Source organism: Halopseudomonas sp., from assembly GCF_038130085.1.
GTDB lineage: Bacteria > Pseudomonadota > Gammaproteobacteria > Pseudomonadales > Pseudomonadaceae > Halopseudomonas.
In genome coordinates, this window is record NZ_JAYPMU010000002.1 from 35272 (window position 1) to 54962 (window position 19691).

The window sequence follows — 19691 nt, forward strand, 5'->3', positions numbered from 1 at the left end:
GATAAGTACGTGACCCCATCATGGGCGCAGGCACCACGGATAACAAGTGCGGGGGTCAGGCGCGCATGGAGTGGTGAAGCATCTGCAGGGTATAGCCAATCAACTGCTCTGCAGGCAGCTGGGGCTGCTCACACGGATCGGGCTGGCGCGTCTGCAATATCACCCCATGCAAGGCGCCGCGCAGGTAACAGGCGGTCAGTACGGGGTCGGCGACTCGCTCGGGGTGGAGACTGCCATCGGCGACGCCGTCGGCGAGCGATTGGATCATGCAGGCCATCGACTGGTCGTAGCAGTTGGCCAGTTCCTGCAACTGTTCGTCGCTGTCGACCAGATGCGCGAAGGTGCTGGCGTCGGTCAGCAGGTCGAAGTAGTCCGGTGCCTCGATACTGAAATGGTAATAACTCCAGCCAATACGCTGCAGCTGCTCGAGTCCGCTTCCGCCCTCGGCCTGCGCGGCCTGGAAGCGCGCAAGCAATTGTTGGCCGGCACGCAGCATCAGCCCCCGCATGATCGCCGCCTTGTCCTTGAAATAGACATACAACAGCGCGCGGCTCAGCTGCGCGCCGCGGGCGATTTCGTCCATGGCGGTGCGTTCGTAGCCCTTGCTGAAGAAACACTGTTCGGCACTGTCCAGAATGCTCTCGCGGCGTTCCTGTTTTTCCCGTTCTCTGCGTTCGGTGGCGCTCATCGGCTCTCTCGATTGCGGTGACGAAAAACATTCTGTCAGTTGTTGACAAAATGTCAATGTCTGACAGAGTGTTAATCAGGTTTGTTTTCCGGGAGCAGGATGATGTTCAGAGCATCGGGTTGGCAAGAGCGGCGTGGCCGTTTATTGACTCTGGCGTTGGCGGTGACCGCGGGGCTGTCTTTGGCAGGCTGCCGCGCTGAGGGCGTGGATGGGGCAGGTGTTGATGAGCAGGCGCGGGTGGCTGTCAGGGTTGCTGAGGTGGTGGCCGCTGGGCAGGCGGATGTGCTGCGCTTCGCGGGTAGTGCGAGGGCGCTGCAGCGTGCGAGCCTGACCTTCCAGGTCGGTGGCACGCTGGCAACTCGGCCGTTGCAGATTGGCCAGGCCGTAACCGCGGGTGACGTTCTGGCAACGCTGTACAACCCGCAGCTTGGGCCGGCGCGGGATGCTGCTCAGGCGCGGCTGGCGGAGTTGCAGGCGCAGGCAGCGCAGGCGCGGCGCGATCTTCAGCGCACCGAGCAACTGTTCGAGCGTGGCGTGCTGTCAAAGGCGGATCAGGAACAGCAGGCGGCGCGGCTGGAAGCATTGCAGGCGGGTGTCCGCAGTGCGCGTGCCAGTCTGCAGCAGAGCGAGCAGTTGAACCGTGAAACCCGCCTGCGTGCGCCCTTCGACGGCACCATCGAAGACTTGCTGGTCGAGCCGGGCGAGTTTGTGGCTGCAGGTCAACCAGTCCTGCAAATGGCCGCGAGCGGCGGCGCAGAAGTTGAGGTTCTGGTACCTGCGGAGTTGCTGCAAGGGCTTGAGGTTGGGCAAGTAGTACCGGTGTGGTCGGTGCTCAGTGATCGGCAGCTGGAAGGACGCTTGGCAGAGATCGGCCGCGGGGCGTCGGTAGGGTCGGTGCTGTATCCGCTGGTGGTCAGCCTGGATGCGCAGGTGCTGGCGGGGGAGGCATTGGAGGTTGGGCTGCAAACGGTTCGCACGGAGGGTTTGAGTGTGCCGCTGGCGGCGGTGATGCGCTCGGCTTCGGGTCTGTCGGTGTTTCGTTTGACCGGAGAGCGGGTAGCCCGGGTCGGCATCGAGGTGGCCGGCTTTGAGGGTGAGCGGGCGCTAGTCGCCGAGGGCGCACTGTCTGCTGGTGACCAGGTGGTGTATGCCGGCCTCAGCCGACTGGCTGACGGCGATAGCGTGGAGTTGCTGCCATGAACCTGCGCCGGGTGTTGCGTCCACGTCTGCTGGGTATGGTGGTAGTGATGCTGGCACTACTGGGTGTGGCCGCCTACCTGACCATGGCGCGTCAGGAAGACCCGAGCTTCCCTTATCGGGCTGGTTTGATCACGGTGATCTATCCCGGCGCAGTGGCGGAGTCGGTCGAGCGCCTCGTGCTTGAGCCGCTCTCCGATGAGTTGTCGCAGGTGTCGGAGGTCGATTTCATCAAGGCCACCGCCCGGACTGGCGTGGCGCTGGTTTCCGTCATGCTGGACGACAATATCTATGACACCGATGCGGCTTGGGATCGCGTGCGTCAGGCGATGACGCGCGCCGAGCTGTCGTTTCCCGCGGGGGTGCGCAGCATTGAGCTGGATGATCGGCTGCTGGATATTCCGGCGGTGGTATTGGCGCTGCGCGGTGATGCATCGGTGGTGCGTTTGAGTGACGAGGCCGAGCGCCTGAAGCGCCAGTTGATGGACCTGCCGGGGCTGGCGCGGGTCGAGTTGTATGGCGACACCGATGAGCAGATTACCATCGCCTTGCACGATGCCGAGCTGCGCCGGCTGGGCTTGTCGCCGCAGGCTCTGTCGGGGGTACTGGCCCAGCGCAATCAGGTTATTCCGGGCGGTTTTGTGGTGGTTGGTGCGCAGCGGCTTGGCGTGCTGCCCAATAGCGAATTTGTTGATCTGGCGGCGCTCAGGGCGACCCAGATTCCGCTGCCGCAGGGCGGCAGCGTGCCGCTTGCCGCGATTGCCGATATTTGGCGCGGGCCGGTCGAGCCGATTGGCGAACGGGCCTGGTTTGATGGGGATCAGAGTGTGCTGGTTGGGCTGATTCTGGAGCGCGGCCAGGTTGATGCCATCCGCTTTGGCGAGCAGCTGCGCGCGCGGCTGGATACGCTGCGTCCCGCTTTCGCGCCGCTGCAGATCGACGAGATGTTCTTTCAGCCGGATCAGGTCAAGGAGCGGCTGGAAGGGCTGGAGCAGAGCTTACTCAGCAGTGTGCTGATCATCATTGGTGTGGTGCTGCTCGGCATGGGGTGGCGGATGGGGATTCTGGTCGCAGCCATGCTGCCGCTGGTGGCGCTGATCAGTCTCGGGCTGTATGACCTCGGTGGCGGTATCCTGCATCAGATTGCGGTGATCGGCATGGTCATCTCGCTGGGGATACTGATCGATAACGCCATTGTCATGGTCGAGAATATTCAGGACCGTCTGAACGCCGGCGAGTCACGCTGGCAGGCGGCCCTGGGGGCTGTTCGCGAGTTGGCTGGCCCGCTGGGCGCATCCACCGCTACTACGTTGGCAGCGTTCACGCCGATGCTGCTGTCGAAGGGCGGAACGGCGGACTTCACCCGCGGGATTCCGGTGATGATCATGCTCACGCTGATTGTCAGTTATTTGCTGGCGATCAGCGTGGCGCCGATGCTGTCCGGTCACTTTCTCAAACCGGCAGCGACTCGAATGAACCCACGGATGGAGGCATTCTCGTCAGGGCTGGCGCGCCTCAGCGAACGCGCGCCTAAGGGTATGCTGGTGCTGGGTGTCGGTGTGGTTGCGCTGAGTCTGGCGTTGGCACCACTGGTCAAACTGCAGTTCTTTCCCAATGCGGATCGGCCGCAGCTGGTGGTTGAGCTATTCATGCCGGAGGGGACGGACCAACTGTACACCACGGAGGTGGCGGCCCAGCTGGAAGGGGAGTTGATGACGCAGCCGGGCGTGCTGTCGGTGCATCGCTTCGTCGGTGCCACCGGTCCGAGTTTCTACTACAACCTCAATCGCTATCCCAAGGCGCCGAATCGGGCGCGACTGGTGGTCAATACCGGCTCGCTGGGTGACACCGAGCCGCTGCAGCATTGGGTGCGCGAGCGTGTTGCTACGCAGTGGCCGGAACTCGACGTGGTGGCTACCACGCTGGGGCAGGGGCCACCGCGCGAGGCGCCGGTCGAACTGCGGGTCTATCACCATGACGACCGCCAGCGCATCGCCGCAGCCGAGCAGCTCTTTGCCGTCCTCAAACAGGTTCCGGGAGCAGTAGACGTGCGCCACGATATCGACCTCGGCGTGCCCACGGTCAAGATTGAGGTAGATGATGCTCAGGCGCAGCGCTTTGGTCTCAGCCGCGCAGACGTTGCCCAGGCGCTGTTCCGTCAGAGCCTGGGAACGACGGTTGAGCAGTATCGTCAGGAGCTGGACCCGATCCCGATCCTGCTGCGCACCCACGAGGGCAGCCAGCAGTCTCTGCAGCGTCTGTTGTCAGCGAGCGTATTCAATGCTGAGGGGCAGGCGGTGCCGTTGACTGCAGTAGCTCGGGTGGTGCCAGCCTGGCAGCCGGCGAGCATTCGTCAGCGCGATGGCGTGCGCGTGCTCACCGTTACCGCGGGGCTTGAGCGGGGCTACAGCTTCAGTCAGGTGTTGGGCGGCTTACAGGCGCGGCTGGCGGATGCGGCGCTGCCTGAAGGCACCCGGATGGAAATCGGCGGTGACAGCGAAGGTTCCGGCGACGCCAACCGTGCGCTGTTTACGACCGCACCGATCGGCATCCTGTTGTTGCTGTTCTTCCTGCTGCTGCAGTTCAATTCGTTCAAGCGCCTTAGCATTGTGATGTTGACGGTGCCTTTGGCCAGCGCCGGCGTGTTGCCGGGGTTGGTGTTCTCCGGCGTGCCGTTTGGTTTCCAGTCGCTGCTCGGGGTGATTGCCCTGGTCGGCATTGTGGTTAACAACGCGATTGTGCTGATCGATGTGGTGGATCAGGGATTGGCGCAGGGCAGGACCATCGATCAGGCGGTCTCGGATGCGGTGATGCGTCGAACTCGGCCGATTCTGTTGACCACCGCCACGACCATCGCCGGGTTGCTGCCACTGGCATTCTCAAGTTCGACACTCTGGCCGCCGATGGCCTGGGCGATTATTTCCGGGTTGCTGGCGTCTACCGTACTGACCTTGTTGGTGGTGCCGGCGGTCTGTCGGCTGTGGTTGCAGCCGGCGGCAGTGACTGCTGAAAAAGGGGCAGTGCAGATGAACTGAGGGCTGCACGGACGTGCTGAAGAAATTTTCAATAAATCTTCTGCAAGTGCTTGACTCGGTTGGTGGAATCTATAAAATGCGCGCCAGTTCCGACGGACAAGTTGATCGACTTCAAGGCGATTTACAGAGTCCAACAGAACGATGCGCAGCGGTAGTTCAGTTGGTTAGAATACCGGCCTGTCACGCCGGGGGTCGCGGGTTCGAGTCCCGTCCGCTGCGCCATTATTCAAGAAGCCCCAGTTCGCAAGAACTGGGGTTTTTTTGTGCCTGTTTTTCGCTGCATTTCGCGACGGCTACCCGAGGTGCTGCGGATCAATCGGCTCACCGTTCCAGGCGCCCAATCTGCCGCGAATATCCTCAAACATGGCGTCGTACTCGTGGTGCGTCGCCAGCGACATGAATTCCGGTGTCAGCACGCCGTGCCGGCGCAGAATGTGATCCACATTACTGGCGAAGTTGAACGCGGTGTCGCGCGGTAGCGAAAAGGTTTCGCGAACCTCGTTATCGTTGACCTTGCCCTCGACTGTGAAATCGACGGTCTTGCCTTGGCCTTCTATGTCGTAGCGAATGTCGATGCTGAATCCGGTGTCGCTCGGCAACAGACGCATGCGACTGATATGCAGGTGGCCGGGTTCGAACATGTCATCCTCCCGTGAACGGTGTGAGCTATCTCATTGGTTATAGGCCGATTTTGCTCTGATGTGAACCGGCCCGCTGGCACAACTCTTGCTCTGGACGGGTAGATCAATCGCGACGGAGAACCCCCATGTCATCAGCGCTCGACTTCATGCTGGCAGCGCGGCGCAGCGAAATGCAGGGCCTGCAGGCCCTGTCGCTGACCTGTGCGCTGGTTACCGAGGTGAGCCGCCTGGTGCATGCGCTGCAGCGTGAACGTGGTTACTCCAATTTCTGCTTGGGCGGTGAGGCCGAAAGCCATCGTGATTCGCTGGATGCGCTCAGTCAGGCGGCCGCCGAGCAGGAGCTGCTGGTCCGCAACGCCTTCGAGCAGATTCACCCGGAAACCAGCGTCGGGGCCGATAAGGCCCGTCTGTTCACGCGTATTGCTTATGTATTGCATAGCCTGGACGGCCTTCCCGGCCTGCGTGAGCGCGTGCGCGCCGAGTCGCTGTCGGCGGCTGAAGCCACGCGGCTGTTTTCTCGGCAGATCGCGGGATTGCTGGCCGTGGTGTTCGATGCGGCTGATACGGCGGTCGACCCGCGGGTAACGCGTGCGCTGGTGGCGCTGTTCAACTTCATGCAGGGCAAGGAGCTGGCCGGGCAGGAGCGCGCGACGGGCGTTGCGGGGTTCATGGCTGGTTATTTCGATCCGGCAGTTCAGGGCAAGCTGCGGTTTCTGCAGGACGGCCAGGTGCGGTGCTTTGAAAGCTTTCAGGAGGCGGCAGACGCGCAGTCCCTGGTGCTCTGGCAGGCGCTGTGCGCGGATGAGCTGATCGAGCAGATTGCTCGCCTGCGGCAGATGACCGAGCGCACCAGCGCTGAACAGCGGGTGCAAGGCGCGCTGGGGGATGTCTGGTTCGAATTGACCACTCAGCGCATCGACGCCATGAAGCGCATCGAAGATCAGTTGGCAGATCATCTGCAGCAGCTGTGTGCCGAGAAAACAGCGCAGGCACAGGCTGATCTCGACAACCAGCGCCGGTTGATACGCCAGCTGGATAAGCTGGATGACGGCAGTGCCGATCCCGCCGTGAAGCTCTACAACGTGCAGGCAACGGATTTCCAGAGCCTGCCAAGCGAGGCGCCCGGCGGGCAGGTCAACCGTTCGCTGCTGGATCTGCTGCACGAGCAGACCGCGCGCCTGCAGCAATTGCAGGACGAGCTGGAGGACGCCCGCCAGACGCTCAACGAGCGCAAGCTGATTGAGCGGGCCAAGGGGCTGTTGATGAAGCAGCACGGGCTGAACGAGCAAGATGCCTACCGCGCCCTGCAGAATGCGGCGATGGAGCGCAATCAGCGGCTAGCCGAGGTGGCCCGCACAGTGCTGAACTACAACGAGATGATCAAGGGTACCGGTAGCAAATCCGGTTGATAGATGTGAGTCGTGCACCTCGGTGGTGCGGTTCGCGCATCACTATGGTGCGATTTGTTTCATGGGTAAGGCAGTTGACACGACCGAGGTCGGTCACTACTCTCTGCCTCGCTTCAGGTTCCCTCCAATCCGAGGAGGGTGAAACTGGGAAGCCGGTGCGTCTGCCAGAGCAGACAATTCCGGCGCTGCCCCCGCAACGGTAAGCGACGTCCGCCAACATGGCGAGACACCTGAAATACGCCACTGTGCTGAATGCATGGGAAGGCTCAGGTAGTCGGACTCACGTCCAGTCGCAAGCCCGGAGACCGGCCTGATGCTATTCACGACAGTGCGGTGGGCGCTGTAGGTGTACGGCGTCCTTCCTTTTGTGCATGCCGTGTTCCTGCCGCTCCAGCCTGTCCCGATCAGACAATGTCGTACGGGTCGGTACGACGGAGCAGCCAAGCAGCATGACTATCTTTGCGCGCGCCCCTCTGGCGCTGGGCCTTATTGGCCTTTCTTCCCTTTCTTTCGCCAGCACCCTGGATCTCGGCAGTGATGTCGTCACCGCCACTCGCACCAGCCAGGCCAGCAGTATTGCCGCCACGACCGTTTTCGAGCGGACCGATATCGAGCGGTTGCAGGTCAACACCGCTGAAGAGCTGTTGCGCCGGGCGACCGGGGTCAACCTGATCAACAACGGCGGACCGGGCAAGAGCACCTCGCTGCAGATTCGCGGCAGCAACGACAAACACGTACTGGTGATGATCGACGGTGTTCGCGTCGGCTCCGCGACTTCGGGGGTGGCGGCGCTACAGAATCTGCCGGTTGAGCAGATTGAACGGATCGAGATTGTCCGTGGCCCGCGCTCAAGCCTGTACGGCTCCGAAGCCATTGGTGGCGTAGTGCAAATCTTTACCCGCAAGGGCGGTGACGGCCTGACTCCGTACTTCTCGACCACCGTCGGCAGTCGCCAGCATCGCGCCGGTACTGCGGGTGTGTCCGGTGGGGATGACAACGCCTGGTTCAACCTGGGCGTCAGCAGTCTGGATACCGAAGGCTATGATGCGCGCCCGTCGCGGGAAGTGGACCACGACGGCTACCGCGAGCTGTCGGCCAGCCTGTCCGGCGGCTATCGGTTTGCCAACGGTTTGTTGCTTGATGCCAACCTGCTGCAGGTCGAGTCGCACAACGACTATGACTCCGGCAACAAGGCCAATGCCGACAGCGTGCTCAAGGCCTACGGCGCGCGCGCGCGATTTGCGCCACTGTCGTTCTGGGATGTAACGCTGCAGGCCGGTCGCAGTGAAGATCAGAACGAGAACTTCAAGGGCAGCACATTTGATTCCCGCTACGACACCCGCCGCGATACCGCCAGCTGGCAGAACGATTTTGCCCTTAGCGAGAAGCAGCTGCTGACCGTCGGCTATGACTGGCAGCAGGATAGCGTCAGCAGCAGCGTCGATTACCCCGAAGACAGCCGCTATAACCACGGCCTGTTTGCCCAGTATCTGCTGCACGCTGGCCGTCACGAATGGCAGTTGGGTCTGCGTCACGACGACAACGAAGCCTACGGCGAGCACACCACTGGCAGCGTTGGCTATGGCTACGCGCTGACCGACAGCATCAGCCTGACATCCAGCTACGGCACCGCGTTCAGCGCGCCGACCTTCAACCAGTTGTACTTCCCGGGTTACGGCAATCCGGATATCCAGGCCGAAACCTCGCGCAACATCGAAGTCGGCCTGCGCGGTCAGCACCGCTGGGGCAGCTGGTCGGCCAATGCCTTCCGCAATGACGTCGACGACATGATTGCCAGCGTCCGGGTGGGCGGTGTGTCGATGGCCGAAAACGTCGACAAGGCCCGTATCACCGGTCTGGAACTGGAAGTCTTGACCCAACAACTGGGCTGGAACTGGCTGGCCAACTTGACCCTGCAGGATCCGGAGAACCGTTCCAGCAGCGCCAATGATGACCTGCTGCTGCGCCGCGTACCGGAGCAAATTTTCAATCTGGATGTGGACCGCCGCTTCGGCCGCATCGGCCTGGGCGCAAGCGTTCATGCTGAGGGGCGCCGTTGGGACAACGCCACCAATACCAATGACCTGCATGGCTACAACACCGTTGAATTGCGCGCCGAGTATTGGCTGAGCCATGCCTGGCGAGTGCAGGCGCGGGTCAGCAACCTGTTCGACAACGAGTATGAAACCGCCGCGACCTACACGCAGCCGGGCCGGGCAGGGTATCTGACTCTGCGCTACCAGCCGCTGTAATTGCTTCGTTTGACTGGCGTCACCGCTTTGCGGTGGCGTCGCGAATAAAAAGCCGGGCTCTGCCCGGCACTGACGTTTGTAAAAACCGCAAAGGAGAAAGGCTGTGCTGAAAACCTCGAAAAATACCCAATTGGTGGTGGGGGCGCTGCTGCTGGCGCTCTTGATCATGACCCGTGGTAGCCACTTCCCGCAGCTCAACCTGCCAAGCGCCTCCTGGGCGGTGTTCTTTCTGGTCGGTGTGTTTCTGCGTCCGCTCTGGGCGTATCCGCTGTTCTTTGCCGCGGCTGCTGTCGTGGATGTGATGACGGTCGGCTGGGTGAATGCCGGTCACCACTGCATGACCATCGCCTATTGGGCGCTGCTGCCCGGCTACGCCGCGTTGTGGTTCGGTGGCCGTCTGTACGCCGGCTGGCACCGTGAGCAGGCGTCTTCGCTGCTGGTTCTGGTGCCGACCGTGGCCATCAGTGCGCTGGTTTGCCAGGTCTTCACCAGTGGTGGTTTCTACTGGTTCTCCGGCCGTTATGCCGAGCCGACCTTCGCTGGCATGCTCGAGCGCCTGGCGCATTACTACCCGTCCTACCTGAGCACTATGGCTGCTTACGTTGCTGTCGCCGCCGTGCTCTACGTGGGCGTGCGCAGCGCCGCTGCGCTGCTGGGCCATTCGAGCCAGCGCGCATGAGTGAGTCTGCCGAACGGGATCAGCGCCACCGCGAGCGCATGCAGCGCAAGAAGGAAGTGGTCGATCAGAAGATCGCCCAGGCACCTGATGAGCGCGGTGTGCTGCTGGTGCTGACCGGCAACGGCAAGGGCAAGAGTAGCTCCGGTTTCGGCATGGCCGCGCGGGCGCTGGGGCATGGTCTGCGGGTGGGTATCGTGCAGTTCATCAAGGGCGCACGCAGCACCGGCGAGGAAACCTTCTTCCGGCGCTTTCCCGATGAGGTGCGCTACCACGTGATGGGTGCCGGTTTCACTTGGGAAACCCAGGACCGGCAGGACGACATCGCCAAGGCCGAGGCGGCCTGGGCGGTGGCGGTCGAACTGATGCGTGACCCGGACGTTGCCCTGGTGTTGCTGGACGAACTGAACATTGCCCTGAAGTATGGCTACCTGCAGCTCGATCAGGTGATTGCCGATATTCAGGCGCGCCCGGCACATCAGCACGTGGTAGTCACCGGCCGCGGAGCGCCGCCGGCGCTGGTCGAGGCGGCCGACACGGTGACCGACATGGGCATGACCAAACACGCCTTCAAGGCGGGTATTAAAGCGCAGAAAGGGGTGGAGTTTTGAACGCGCGCATGTGCCCGGCGATGTTGATCGCCGCACCGGCTTCCGGGCAGGGCAAGACCACGGTAACGGCCGCACTGGCGCGGCTGCACAGCCGTCAGGGCCGTAAGGTGCGAGTATTCAAATGCGGCCCGGATTTTCTCGATCCGATGATTCTGCAGGCCGCCAGCGGTGCACCGGTGTATCAGCTGGATCTGTGGATGGTCGGTTTGGAACAGTCTCGTCGGCTGCTCTGGGAGGCTGCCGCGGAAGCAGACCTGATCCTGATCGAGGGGGTGATGGGGCTGTTCGACGGTACCCCGTCGGCAGCTGATCTGGCGCGCCAGTTTGGCGTGCCGGTGCTGGGCGTGATCGACGGTTCCGGTATGGCGCAAACCTTCGCGGCAATGGCCTGGGGGCTGGCGAACTTCCAGCCGGACCTTGGCTTTGCCGGGGTGCTGGGCAACAAGCTCGGCAGTGTCCGTCACGGTGAGATTCTGCGCGACAGTCTGCCAGACAGCCTGCACTGGTACGGCGGCCTGCCGAGGGCGGCGGATCTGGAGCTGCCCAGCCGGCATCTCGGTCTGGTGCAGGCGGCAGAGCTGCCGGATCTGCTGGCGCGGCTGGACGCGGCGGCCGATGCGTTGGAGCAAAGCAGTGGTGCGCCCTTGCCGGAGCCGGTGAGCTTCCCGGCGCCGAGTGCCGAGGCCCTGCAACCGCTGCTGGCGGGTGTGCGTATCGGTGTGGCGCGGGATCAGGCCTTTGCCTTCATCTACCAGGCCAATCTGGCGCTGTTGCAGGCAATGGGCGCCGAGCTGATCTTCTTCTCGCCGCTGACCGACAGCGCACTGCCTGAGGTCGACAGCCTGTATCTGCCCGGCGGCTACCCCGAACTGCATGGTGAAACGCTGGCGGCCAATGCCGCGATGGCGCAGGCGCTGCATGCCCATCATGTTGCTGGCAAACCGCTGGTCGCTGAGTGCGGCGGCATGCTCTATCTGTTCGATGCCCTGATTGATCGTGATGGCGAGCAGCACCGTATGGCCGGCTTGCTGCCGGGCAAGGCAACCATGCAGTTGCGTCTGGCGGCATTGGCGCTGCAGGAAGTACGGCTGCCCGAGGGCACTCTGCGCGGGCATACCTATCACCACTCGTTGCTCGACTGCGCGCTGCAGCCGCTGGCACAGGGTGAATGCCCGAACTACCGGCGCACCAGCGAAGCGGTATTCCGTGAGGGCAGGCTGACGGCTTCCTATATCCACTTCTACCTGCCGAGCAATCCGCAGGCCGCGGCAGCACTGTTCCGGCCATGAATCGCTACGCCTTTGACCCGCAGGAGCGTGACGCGGTCTACCGCGCCATACGTGAGCGCCGCGACATGCGCCACTTTGCTGCGGGCGAGGTGCCGGCGGAACAGCTGCAGCGGCTGCTGCAGGCGGCGCATCAGGCGCCGAGTGTCGGTCTGATGCAGCCGTGGCGCTTTGTGCGTATTACCCGTCAGGCGCTGCGTGAGTCGATTCACCAGTTGGTGGAGCAGGAGCGGCTGGAGACGGCGCGGGCCTTGGGCGAGCGGGAAGACGAGTTCATGCGGCTCAAGGTTGAAGGGGTGCTGAGCTGCGCCGAGCTGCTGGTTGTGGTCTTGCCGCCGGGGCGTGAGGCGCACGTGTTTGGCCGCCGCACCATGCCCGAGATGGATCTGGCTTCGACGGCCTGCGCGATCCAGAACCTCTGGCTGGCGGCGCGCGCGGAAGGGCTGGGCATGGGCTGGGTGTCGTTGTTTGATCCGCCAGCGTTGGCAGATCTGCTCGCATTGCCGGCGGGCGCGCGGCCGGTCGCGGTGCTTTGTCTGGGGCCGGTCGATGCGTTCTACAGCAGACCCATGCTGGAGCAGGAGGACTGGGCCACGCCTCGGCCGCTGCAAGACATGCTGTTTACTGATCAATGGGAGGAGCGCTGATGAGCGCGTTCGGGCCGCAACGTATTGTTTGCCTGTCGACTGAAACCTGCGAGGTGCTCTACCGGCTCGGTGAGCAAGAGCGCATCGTCGGTATCTCCGGGTTCACCGTGCGCCCGCCGCAGGCGCGTAAGGAAAAACCCAAGATTGGTGCGTTTACCAGCGCCAAGCACGACGAAATCCTCGCCCTGCAGCCGGATCTGGTACTCGGTTACTGCGATCTGCAGGCGGACATTGTGGCCGAGCTGGCGCGCGCCGGGCTGGAAGTTCACCTGTTCAACCAGCGCAGCATCGCCGGCATTCTGCGCATGATTCGCACGCTGGGCGCGCTGGTGGGTGCGACCGAGCGTGCCGAGGCGCTGATTCAGGAACTGGAGCAGCGCATGGCGGCGGTTGCCGCTCAGGCAGCCACGTTGCCGCGTCGTCCGCGTGTCTATTTCGAAGAGTGGAATGAACCGCTGATCAGCGGTATTGGTTGGGTCAGCGAGTTGATCACGCTGGCCGGCGGTGAAGATTGTTTCAGCGATCTGGCCACCTTGCCACGGGCCAAGCAGCGGATCATTGCTGACCCGCTGGAGGTGGTGCAGCGTGCGCCGGATATCATTATTGGTTCGTGGTGCGGCAAGCGGTTTCGCCCTGAACAGGTGGTCGAGCGCGACGGCTGGGGCGGGGTCCCGGCGGTGGCGCAGGCGCAGCTGTTTGAAATCAAGTCGGCTGACATTCTGCAGCCCGGCATTGGCGCGCTGACCGACGGGCTGGATCAGCTCGCCACATTGATCCAGCGCTGGGCACAGTCATGAGCCTGCTCGGCCCACTGGTCGTAGCCGGAGTGGCGCTGGATGCGCTGCTCGGCGAGCCGCGCCGGCATCATCCGCTGGTCGGGTTTGGCAATCTTGCCGCCGGGTTGGAACGGCGGCTAAACAACGCGGCAGGCGGTAGTATCGCCCGCGGCGCGCTGGCCTGGATGCTGGCGGTGGTGCCGCCGGTAGTCCTGGTCTGGTGGTTGGCAGCACAGCCGGTGATCGGCTGGCTGGTGTCGCTGGTCTGCCTGTATGCCGCCATCGGTTGGGAAAGCCTGGGCGCACATGCGCGGCCTGTTGCCCGGGCGCTTGAGCGTGGCGATCTGACCCGTGCGCGTGAGCTGGTCGGGCGGATGGTCAGCCGCGACACCCGCGAGCTGGACGAGGAGGGTGTCGCCCGCGCCACCGTCGAGTCGGTGCTGGAGAACGGCAGTGATGCGGTGTTTGCAGCGCTGTTCTGGTTCGCTGTGGCTGGCGCGCCCGGTGTCGTTTTGTACCGATTGGCCAACACCCTGGATGCCATGTGGGGCTATCGCTCACCGCGCTTTCTGCTGTTTGGCCGTGTCGCCGCGCGGCTGGACGACCTGCTCAATTTCATTCCTGCGCGCTTGGTCGCCTTGAGCTATGCGCTATGCGGCAACGCGCGACTTGCCTGGCGTTGCTGGCGCAAGCAGGCCCCGCTGTGGGACAGCCCCAATGCCGGGCCGGTGATGGCCGCGGGCGCCGGCGCGCTGGGGCGTGAGTTGGGCGGCCCGGCGATGTACCACGGCCGCCTTGAAGAGCGCCCGCTGCTGGGTGAAGGCCCGCGCGCCTGTGCGGCCGACATTGATCGTGCGCTGACGCTGGTGCGCCGCAGCGTGCTGCTGTGGGTGCTGGTGATCGTATTGGTCTGGGGGCTGAGCCATGCTTGAACACGGCGGGCGTTTGCGCGAGGCAGCCCGGCGCTTCAAGCGTCCCGTGGAGCAATGGCTGGATCTGTCGACCGGCATCGCACCCTTTGCCTGGCCAGTGCCGGCACTGCCGCAGTCGATCTGGCAGCGTTTGCCGGAAACCGATGACAACCTGCAAGGCGTTGCCTGCGACTATTATGGTGCCCCCGCCGCGCTGCCGGTGGCCGGCTCGCAGGCGGCAATTCAGGCGCTGCCAGCACTGCGGGCAAACAGCCGGGTAGGGGTGCTGGAGCCGACCTACGCCGAACACGCCGAGGCCTGGCGCCGCGGCGGCCACGCGGTGCGCAGCGTCACCTTGGCGGACCTGCCGCAGGTGCTCGGCGAACTCGATGTGCTGGTGGCGGTGAACCCGAACAACCCGACCGGGCAGCGGCTGAGTGCCGAACAGCTGCTTGGCTGGCATGCCGATCTGGCCGCTCGCGACGGCTGGCTGGTGGTCGACGAAGCCTTTATGGATGTTACCCCTGAGCACAGCCTGGCCGGATATACCGACCGTACCGGGCTGATCGTGCTGCGCTCGCTGGGCAAGTTCTTCGGCTTGGCCGGGTTGCGCCTCGGCTTTGCATTGGCGCAGCCAGCGTTGCTCAGCCAATTGGAGCAACAGCTTGGTCCATGGGCTGTCAGTGGTCCAGCCCGAGCGGTTGGCCTCGCCGCGCTGATGGATGGCGGCACCCAGCAGCTCTGGCGTTATCGGCTACAGGCCGCCAGCGCGCGACTCGATGCGCTGCTGACGCAGGCCGGTTTGAGCGGTGGCGGGGGCTGTGGTTTGTTCCAATGGCGCGAGTCCCCGTGCGCCGAACAGCTGTATCTCAATCTGGCCAGGCAGGGCGTACTGGTGCGCCTGTTCCCGGCCCTCAATGGTCTGCGCTTTGGCTTGCCCCATCACCAGCGTGATTGGGAGCGGCTTGAGCAGGCCCTGAACACCCGCATGAGAAAACGTACATGACGACGCTGATGGTGCAGGGCACCACCTCCGATGCCGGCAAAAGCACGCTGGTCAGCGCCTTGTGCCGCTGGCTGGTGCGCCAGAATGTGGTGGTAGCGCCGTTCAAGCCGCAGAACATGGCGCTGAATGCCGCGGTGACCGCCAATGGCGGCGAGATTGGCCGGGCGCAGGCGGTACAGGCGCAGGCCGCGCGCCTGCCGACCCACACCGACATGAATCCGATTCTGCTCAAGCCTAATACCGATGTGGGCGCACAGGTGATTATCAACGGCCACCCGATCGGCACCATGGACGCGGTGAGCTATCACGCCTATAAACCGACCGCGATGCAGGCGGTGCTGGCTGCCCACGGTCGTCTCTGTGAATGGGCGCAGGTGGTGATGGTTGAGGGCGCCGGTTCGCCGGCCGAGATCAATCTGCGTGAAGGCGATATTGCCAATATGGGCTTTGCCGAGGCAGTCGATTGCCCGGTGATCATCGTGGCCGATATCGACAAGGGCGGCGTATTCGCGCATCTGGCCGGGACGCTGGCGCTGCTATCCGAGTCCGAGCAGGCGCGGGTAAAGGGCTTTGTCATCAACCGTTTCCGTGGCGACATCGCGCTGCTGGAGCCGGGCCTGCGTTGGCTGGAGCAGTACACCGGCAAACCGGTGCTTGGCGTGCTGCCGTATCTGCACGATCTGCATCTGGAAGCCGAAGACGCGGTCGAGACCCGTCAGGTTGGCAGCGCTGCCGATGCCCTGCGGGTCGTGGTGCCGGTGTTGCCGCGCATCAGCAATCACACCGACTTCGACCCGTTGCGCCTGCATCCGCAGGTCGATCTGCGGTTCGTTCCGGCCGGGCAGACGTTGCCGCCGGCTGACCTGATCATTCTGCCCGGCTCCAAGAGTGTGCGGGCGGATCTGCAGCACGTGCGGGCGCAGGCCTGGGATCAGGACATTGCCCGCCATCTGCGCTATGGCGGCCGGGTACTGGGAATCTGTGGCGGGTTTCAGATGCTCGGCAGTCTGATTGCCGATCCGCTGGGGCTGGAAGGCGCGGCTGGCTCCGAGCCGGGTCTGGGCTTGCTGGCGATGACCACCGAGCTGCGCGCGGAAAAACAGTTGCGCAACGTGCACGGACGGCTGCGCCTAGATAGTGGTGAGGTCAGTGGCTACGAAATTCACGCAGGTGTCAGTGAGGGCGAGGCGCTGGAGAATCCGCTGGTGCTGCTGAATGACGACCGGGCCGACGGGGCGCTGAGTGATGACGGGCAGGTGGCAGGTACCTATCTGCACGGCCTGTTTGAGTCTCCCGCCGCGCAGCAGGCGCTGCTGGGTTGGGCCGGACTGCGGGCGGCGCAGGGGGTGGACTATGCGGCCCTGCGCGAACGCGATCTGGATCGGCTTGCCGATCTGGTCGAACAGCATCTGGATACGGCCGCCCTGCGTGCGTTGTGTGGGGTGAGCCATGGCTGAGCTGATTCTGGGCGGTGCTCGCTCGGGCAAGAGTCGACTGGCAGAGCAGCTCGCGACCGCCAGCCGTCTGGAAGTGGTGTATATCGCGACCTGCCAGCCGCGCGATGCGGAAATGCGCGAGCGCGTCGAACGCCACCGTGATCAGCGTCCGGCTCATTGGGCGCTGGTCGAGGAGTCGTTCGCGCTGGCACAGGTGCTCCGTGAGCAGGCCCGTGAAGGCCGCTGTCTGCTGGTCGATTGCCTGACGCTGTGGCTGAGTAACCTGCTGCTGGCCGACGACCCGCAGGCGTGGGCGCGTGAACGCAGCGCGTTGCTGGAAACGCTGCCCACTTTACCGGGGCGGGTGTTGCTGGTGAGCAACGAGACTGGGCTCGGCGTGGTGCCGATGGGCGAGTTGACGCGCCGCTTTGTCGACGAGGCCGGGTGGTTGCATCAGGCGCTGGCGGCCGACTGCGAGCGAGTGGTGTTTTGCGTCGCGGGCTTGCCGCAGGTGTTGAAAGGAGAGCCATTGTGAGCGCGTGGTGGCAGCAGCCGGCGCAGCCGGTCGATATGGGACGGCGGGCGCAAGCGCTGGCACGTGAGGCGCAGCTGACCAAGCCGGCTGGCTCACTCGGTCGGCTGGAGCAGGTTGCGGTGACGCTCGCCAGTCTGCAGCGGCGCGGCGCGCCCAGTCTGGAGCGGCTGTGGATCAGCATTTTTGCCGCCGATCACGGTATCGCGGCGGAGGGCGTTTCGGCGTTTCCGCAGGAGGTAACCGGCCAGATGCTGGCGAACTTCGCTCACGGCGGCGCCGCGATCAGTGTTTTGGCGCGACACCTGGGAGCGCCGCTGGAATTGATTGATCTGGGACTGGCGCTCGAGATCGCGCCGCTGCCGGGCGTGCGCCATCTCAATATCGCTGCCGGAACAGCAAGTTTTCTGCATGGCGCGGCGATGACTACCGCCGAGTGCGATGCGGCGCTGCAGGCCGGAGCAGCTGCGATTGAGCGGGCTGCCGCCGCTGGCGCCGAGCTGTTTATCGGCGGTGAGATGGGTATTGGCAACACCAGCAGTGCCTGCGCGCTGTCGGCCTTGCTGATGAATCGCCCGGTGGCCGAGCTGGTGGGCGTGGGGACCGGCCTGTCGCCGCTCGCGCTGCGCCACAAGACCAAGGTAATTGAACGGGCCGTCGCGCATCACCGACCGTATGCCGATGAGGCATACGAGGCGCTGCGCCGGGTTGGCGGACTGGAAGTGGCCGCGCTTGCCGGGGCGTATATCGCGGCTGCGCAGCAAGGCATTGCGGTGCTGGTCGACGGTTACATCACGACGGCGGCTGCGCTCTGCGCGGTGCGCATGAACCCGGATGTGGCGGGCTGGCTGCTTTACAGTCACCGCGGCGCCGAGCCCGGGCATTGCTTGTTGCTGCAGGAGTTGGATGCCGAGCCGCTGCTGTCGCTGGATCTGCGGCTGGGTGAGGCGAGCGGGGCGGCACTCGCGGTGCCGCTGCTGCAGGCGGCCTGCCGGCTGCACAATGAAATGGCGACCTTTACTGAAGCGGCGGTGTCCGGGAGTCTCAAATGAGTTTGACCCTGCTGTTACTGCGTCATGGTGAGACCGAATTGGGTGGCGGCCTGCGCGGCAGTCTGGATGACGACCTGACCGAGCAGGGTTGGCAGCAGATGTGGGCGGCGTTGCCGGAGCAGCCGCAGTGGCAGCGCATCGTCAGCTCCCCGCTGCGCCGCTGCGCCCAGTTCGCGCTACAGCTGAGCCTGCGTGACCGGCTGCCGCTGAAGTACGCAGAGGGCCTGCGCGAGCTGCACTTCGGCCTGTGGGAAGGGCGTCATCCCCGCGACCTGATGGTCGACCAAGTTGATGCGCTGGCCGCATTCTGGAACGACCCCTACGGTTTCACTCCGCCGGATGGCGAGCCGATGACCCAATTTTCCGAGCGTGTCTGGGCAGCATTGGCACAGCTGGAGCAGGAGTATGCCAATCAGACTTTGCTGCTGGTTACCCACGGTGGGGTGATGCGATTGCTGCTCGCGGCGGCACGTGGCTTGCCGCCGAGTCAGCTGTTGCAGGTGGAGGTAGAGCACGGCGCACTGCATCGGCTGCGCTACGCTGGCGGCACTGTTGAGGAGCTGCACGCGTGATTGCGTTTGGTCTGGCGCTGCAGTTGCTCAGTCGTATCCCGGTTCGCCTCTGGCGCGCACCCACTGCGCAGGAGCTGGGGCGTTCGCTGCTGTGGTATCCGGCGGTGGGCGTGTTGCTCGGGTTGGCACTAGCGCTGTGGGCCGCACTGCTGGGTGATCTTGACGCTCCGCTCAAGGCGGCGCTAATACTGGTGTTCTGGGTTTGGTTCAGCGGCGGGCTGCATCTGGATGGTTTGGCGGACACGGCAGACGCCTGGGTTGGCGGTATGGGCAGTGTCGAGCGCACCCTGGCGATCATGAAAGACCCGGCTTGTGGGCCGATGGGTGTGATCTCGTTGGTGCTGGTGTTGCTGCTCAAGTGGGCGGCGTTGGTCAGCCTGCTTGAATCTGGTTTCTGGCCCGCACTGCTGCTGGTGCCTTGGGTGGCACGCGGCGCGCTGGCCGGCTTGTTGCTCTGCACTCCCTACGTGCGTCCGCAGGGTATGGGGGCGCAGCTGGTCGAGCAGATGCCCCGCAGTCGTCTGTTGCAGGTACTGCTGCTGCATGCCGTGCTGGTGCTGCTGTTTGGTTGGAGCGGGTTACTGGTGCTGCTGGTCGCGGTGTTGCTGACGCTGCTCTGGCGCCAGCGCCTGCGTGCGCGGATCGGTGGTACCACCGGTGATACCGCAGGCGCATTGGTCGAAGTGCTGGAGGCGGCGCTGCTGGTAGCTCTGGTTGTGCTGCTTGGCTGATGCAGATCAATCCCTTGGGGAACCTCTGTGGTTAACCTTCATCTGACTGTCATCTGCGGCCGCTAAGGTCGATCTCACAACAGACAAGCAAAGAAGGAAGATCACATGAGTGATTACATTGAAGAGTTGATCGAGCTGCAATCCCAGCAGTGGGACGACGACGTGGAAGATGCCGAAGAGCTGTAATTGCTCTTCGCGTCATTTCTCCAATTATTGCTTAACTATCTGTTCTA

18 protein-coding genes, 1 tRNA gene and 1 riboswitch are annotated in these 19691 nt (G+C 63.9%); of the genes, 17 read left to right on the plus strand and 2 right to left on the minus strand.

Annotated elements, in window-relative coordinates:
* Window positions 1-55 precede the first annotated feature (55 nt).
* The gene (locus AAFM31_RS01735; protein ID WP_341706173.1) at window positions 56-688 is read right to left on the minus strand and encodes a TetR/AcrR family transcriptional regulator; all 633 of its coding nucleotides are present in this window, start codon (window positions 686-688) and stop codon (window positions 56-58) included.
* Window positions 689-790: 102 nt separating this feature from the next.
* Between AAFM31_RS01735 and AAFM31_RS01740 the strand changes: the two genes are divergently transcribed.
* The 3 genes from AAFM31_RS01740 (at window position 791) to AAFM31_RS01750 (ending at window position 5142) form a co-directional block, all read left to right on the plus strand.
* Window positions 791-1888 (plus strand): efflux RND transporter periplasmic adaptor subunit, encoded by a 1098-nt coding sequence (locus tag AAFM31_RS01740; RefSeq protein ID WP_341706174.1) that lies wholly within the window; start codon window positions 791-793, stop codon window positions 1886-1888.
* Window positions 1885-4920: an efflux RND transporter permease subunit gene (locus tag AAFM31_RS01745; protein WP_341706175.1), complete on the plus strand. Its 3036-nt coding sequence runs from the start codon at window positions 1885-1887 to the stop codon at window positions 4918-4920. The genes AAFM31_RS01740 and AAFM31_RS01745 overlap by 4 nt, the downstream gene beginning before the upstream one ends.
* Window positions 4921-5065: 145 nt before the next feature.
* Window positions 5066-5142 (plus strand) — tRNA-Asp (locus tag AAFM31_RS01750).
* Window positions 5143-5213: 71 nt separating this feature from the next.
* On the opposite strand, the gene AAFM31_RS01755 is transcribed toward AAFM31_RS01750, so the two are convergent.
* Window positions 5214-5561, minus strand: a complete 348-nt coding sequence (locus AAFM31_RS01755) for a DUF5064 family protein (RefSeq protein WP_341706176.1) — start codon at window positions 5559-5561, stop codon at window positions 5214-5216.
* A gap of 125 nt (window positions 5562-5686) precedes the next feature.
* Here AAFM31_RS01755 and AAFM31_RS01760 point away from each other — a divergent pair, with 125 nt between their 5' ends.
* From AAFM31_RS01760 to AAFM31_RS01825, 14 genes are all read left to right on the plus strand, one after another.
* The gene (locus tag AAFM31_RS01760; protein WP_341706177.1) at window positions 5687-6970 is read left to right on the plus strand and encodes a nitrate- and nitrite sensing domain-containing protein; all 1284 of its coding nucleotides are present in this window, start codon (window positions 5687-5689) and stop codon (window positions 6968-6970) included.
* A 98-nt stretch (window positions 6971-7068) separates the two neighbouring features.
* Window positions 7069-7299: riboswitch (cobalamin riboswitch) on the plus strand.
* Window positions 7300-7419: 120 nt separating this feature from the next.
* Window positions 7420-9222, plus strand: coding sequence for a TonB-dependent vitamin B12 receptor (gene btuB / locus AAFM31_RS01765; RefSeq protein ID WP_341706178.1), 1803 nt, complete (start codon window positions 7420-7422; stop codon window positions 9220-9222).
* Between the two features lie 166 nt (window positions 9223-9388).
* Window positions 9389-9901, plus strand: coding sequence for a hypothetical protein (locus tag AAFM31_RS01770; RefSeq protein WP_371833003.1), 513 nt, complete (start codon window positions 9389-9391; stop codon window positions 9899-9901).
* Window positions 9898-10509 (plus strand): cob(I)yrinic acid a,c-diamide adenosyltransferase, encoded by a 612-nt coding sequence (gene cobO, locus AAFM31_RS01775; RefSeq protein ID WP_341706180.1) that lies wholly within the window; start codon window positions 9898-9900, stop codon window positions 10507-10509. The genes AAFM31_RS01770 and cobO overlap by 4 nt, the downstream gene beginning before the upstream one ends.
* Window positions 10510-10517: 8 nt before the next feature.
* Window positions 10518-11798 (plus strand): cobyrinate a,c-diamide synthase, encoded by a 1281-nt coding sequence (locus tag AAFM31_RS01780; protein ID WP_341706393.1) that lies wholly within the window; start codon window positions 10518-10520, stop codon window positions 11796-11798.
* Window positions 11795-12442 carry a 5,6-dimethylbenzimidazole synthase gene (bluB, locus tag AAFM31_RS01785; protein WP_341706181.1) on the plus strand — a complete coding sequence of 216 codons (648 nt, stop codon included), beginning with the start codon at window positions 11795-11797 and terminating at the stop codon, window positions 12440-12442. Before AAFM31_RS01780 ends, bluB begins: the two co-directional genes overlap by 4 nt.
* On the plus strand, window positions 12442-13239 hold the full coding sequence (locus AAFM31_RS01790) for a cobalamin-binding protein (RefSeq protein WP_341706182.1): 798 nt from the start codon (window positions 12442-12444) through the stop codon (window positions 13237-13239). The genes bluB and AAFM31_RS01790 overlap by 1 nt, the downstream gene beginning before the upstream one ends.
* On the plus strand, window positions 13236-14150 hold the full coding sequence (gene cbiB / locus AAFM31_RS01795) for an adenosylcobinamide-phosphate synthase CbiB (protein ID WP_341706183.1): 915 nt from the start codon (window positions 13236-13238) through the stop codon (window positions 14148-14150). The genes AAFM31_RS01790 and cbiB overlap by 4 nt, the downstream gene beginning before the upstream one ends.
* Entirely contained in the window at window positions 14143-15135 is a 993-nt protein-coding gene (gene cobD / locus AAFM31_RS01800) for a threonine-phosphate decarboxylase CobD (RefSeq protein ID WP_341706184.1), read from the plus strand. The genes cbiB and cobD overlap by 8 nt, the downstream gene beginning before the upstream one ends.
* Window positions 15132-16592 carry a cobyric acid synthase gene (locus AAFM31_RS01805; protein ID WP_341706185.1) on the plus strand — a complete coding sequence of 487 codons (1461 nt, stop codon included), beginning with the start codon at window positions 15132-15134 and terminating at the stop codon, window positions 16590-16592. Before cobD ends, AAFM31_RS01805 begins: the two co-directional genes overlap by 4 nt.
* Entirely contained in the window at window positions 16585-17106 is a 522-nt protein-coding gene (gene cobU, locus AAFM31_RS01810; RefSeq protein WP_341706186.1) for a bifunctional adenosylcobinamide kinase/adenosylcobinamide-phosphate guanylyltransferase, read from the plus strand. The genes AAFM31_RS01805 and cobU overlap by 8 nt, the downstream gene beginning before the upstream one ends.
* On the plus strand, window positions 17100-18155 hold the full coding sequence (gene cobT, locus AAFM31_RS01815) for a nicotinate-nucleotide--dimethylbenzimidazole phosphoribosyltransferase (RefSeq protein WP_341706394.1): 1056 nt from the start codon (window positions 17100-17102) through the stop codon (window positions 18153-18155). Before cobU ends, cobT begins: the two co-directional genes overlap by 7 nt.
* Window positions 18152-18727: an alpha-ribazole phosphatase family protein gene (locus tag AAFM31_RS01820; RefSeq protein ID WP_341706187.1), complete on the plus strand. Its 576-nt coding sequence runs from the start codon at window positions 18152-18154 to the stop codon at window positions 18725-18727. Before cobT ends, AAFM31_RS01820 begins: the two co-directional genes overlap by 4 nt.
* A complete protein-coding gene (locus AAFM31_RS01825) occupies window positions 18724-19458 on the plus strand; it encodes an adenosylcobinamide-GDP ribazoletransferase (RefSeq protein ID WP_341706188.1) in 735 nt (244 codons plus the stop codon). The genes AAFM31_RS01820 and AAFM31_RS01825 overlap by 4 nt, the downstream gene beginning before the upstream one ends.
* Window positions 19459-19691 lie beyond the last annotated feature (233 nt).